This window comes from Thiomonas sp. 13-64-67 (genome assembly GCF_002282795.1).
GTDB classification, from domain to species: Bacteria; Pseudomonadota; Gammaproteobacteria; order Burkholderiales; family Burkholderiaceae_C; genus Thiomonas; species Thiomonas arsenitoxydans.
The window spans coordinates 1-2,657 of the sequence record NZ_NCKP01000116.1; the positions used below are offsets into that span (position 1 = coordinate 1).

The 2,657-nt window shown below is 66.3% G+C and carries 1 protein-coding gene; it reads right to left on the reverse strand.

Annotated features, from left to right (window positions below):
• A partial coding sequence (gene hrpA, locus B7X30_RS15310; protein ID WP_286731776.1) for an ATP-dependent RNA helicase HrpA occupies nt 1-2,657 on the reverse strand: 2,657 nt, incomplete at both ends.

The following is a 2,657-nucleotide window of genomic DNA, read 5'->3' on the forward strand; positions in this document are numbered from 1 at the left end:
CGTGCAGCGCGGGTTGGTTCTTGAACGCGGCGAGTTTTTTCTGCACTTGCGCGTATTCATCCAGAATCTGCGCCGCCAGCCGCGCCATTTCGGCGGCCAACAGTTGAAAGCGGGGCTTGCCCTCACTCAAGCGTTGGGCGAAGGCGGGCTTGTCGGCAGGCAGCGGCTCGGCGAGAAAGGCCCGGTCGAGCGCCGCATCCACAATCTGCGCGCGCAACAGTTCAGCCGTGCCCAGCGACATGAACTGCATCGCCGCCTGCTGGAATCCGGGCAGATTTTTTTCTGCATGCTTGATCTGATCGCGCAGCTGCAGGGCGAACAGACGCCGAAGGCCGCTACGGTGCAACCGTGCGGCTTCCTCGGCGGTGTCGAATACCTCCACATCAACCGCGCCGCCCTTGTCCACTAGGGCGGGAAAGCCGATCAGGGTGTGCGCGCCCCGGCGTAGTTCCAGCAGTTCGGGCAGGGCGTCGAAGGTCCAATCGGTCAGTCCTTGCAGCGCATCGGTGGGCACATTGATGGGCGCCTCGCTCGGCGCTGAGGCCGCCGCGCCGGCCGCCGCGCGGGGAGGTGCCGGGGCTTCGGACGGGGCCTTGGCGTCTTTTTGCGGAGACAGCCCGGTGCGCAGCTTGGCCAGTTCGGCAAACGCGCTGCGTGAAGCCTGACCATGATCTGCGCGCAGTTTGTCGATGTCGCGCCCGACGTCGATGCGCCGTCCGTGGGCGTCGATCACCTGCACGTTGAAAAACAGATGAGGCCCAAGGGTTTCGAGCTTGAAGTCGGTGCGCTGCAGCGCCAGCCCGGTGTGCTCGCGCACCAGATCGCGCAAGGCGTCGAGCAGATCGCCCTGGCCGAATCGCCCCGCCGTCGTGAGCTGCGCGGCGAACGCCTCGGCGGTTTGCGGCAGCGGCACGAGGCGTGAACGCGGGCGCTGCGGCAGACTTTTGAGCAGCGCCAGAATCTTTTCCTTGAGCAGCCCCGGCACCAGCCATTGCAGCCGCTGCGCCGGAATCTGGTTGAGCGCGGCCAGCGGCGCCTGCACCGTGACGCCGTCGCGCGCGCCGCCGGGGTCGAAGGTGTAGTCGAGCTGCAGTTCCAGCGCGCCGAGCTTGAGGCGATTGGGAAACGTCTCGGTGGTGATGCCGGCCGCTTCGTGGCGCATCAACTCGTCGCGCTGCAGGAACAGCAGCTTCGGCTTGGCCCGCACCGCATCGCGATACCAGCGGTCGAAACTGGCGCCGCCGTGCACTTCGTCGGGCACTTGCTGGTCGTAGAAGGCGTAGATCAGTTCTTCGTCCACCAGCACGTCGAGCCGCCGCGCCTTGTGTTCGAGACGTTCGATGTCGGCGATCAGCGCCTGGTTGTGCTGGAAAAACGGCCAGCGGCAGTCCCACTCGCCCGCCACCAGGGCCTCGCGCAGAAAGATCTCGCGCGCCTGCTTGGGGTCGAAACGGCCGAAATCCACCCGTCTCTGGTTGTAAACCACCAGTCCGTACAGCGTCGCGCGCTCGAAGGCGGTGACTTGCGCCGGCTTCTTTTCCCAATGCGGATCGAGCAGGCTGGTCTTGAGCAGGTGCGCGCCTACGCGCTCCAGCCACTGCGGCTCGATGCGCGCCACGCCGCGGGCGTACAGCCGCGTGGTTTCCACCAGCTCCGCCGCCATGATCCACCGCCCGGCCTTGCGCCCCAGCGGTGACGACGGATGGATGGCAAAGCGAATGCCTCTCGCACCCAGGTACTGGGCATCGTCATCGCCCTTGTAGCCCACGTTGCCGAGCAGGCCGCTGAGCAAAGCGCAATGAATCTGCTCATAAGTGGCTTCGGTCGTGTTGAGCCGCCAGCCCTGCTCGGCCACCAGGGTGTGAAGCTGGCTGTGCACGTCATGCCATTCGCGCAGGCGCAGCGGCGACAGATACTGACCACGCAGTTCGCCCCACAATTTGCGCTGCGATTTTTTGTGGGCAATGGCCGCGTGGTAATGCGCCCAGAGCTTGAGCCAGCCGAGAAATTCGGAGCGCTCGTCGCTGAACTTGCGATGCGCTTCATCGGCCGCCTGCTGTGCCTCGGCGGGGCGTTCGCGCGGGTCTTGGACCGACAGCGCCGCGGCGATGATCAGCACTTCGGTCAGCGCTTCGCGGTTGCGGGCTTCGAGAATCATGCGGCCGATGCGGGGGTCCAGCGGCAGGCGGGCAAGTTCGCGGCCCAGCGGGGTGAGCGCATTGCGGTCGTCCACCGCGCCCAGCTCGTTGAGCAACTGGTAACCGTCGGCAATGGCCTTGCCCGGCGGCGGCTCGATGAACGGAAACTGTTCGATGGAATCCAGCCCCAGCGCCTTCATGCGCAGAATGACGGCGGCCAGCGAAGACCGCTGGATTTCCGGCGTGGTGAACCGCGGCCGCTCGGCGAACTCGGCTTCGTCGTACAGCCGGATGCACACGCCGTTGGCCACCCGGCCGCAACGGCCCGCGCGTTGCTGCGCCGCGGCTTGGCTGATGGGCTCGACCTGCAGCATTTCCACCTTGTTGCGGTAGCTGTAGCGCTTCACCCGCGCCAGACCGGCGTCGATGACGTAGCGGATGCCAGGCACGGTGAGCGAGGTTTCGGCCACATTGGTTGCCAGCACGATGCGCCGCGCACCGCCCGAGGCAAACACCCGG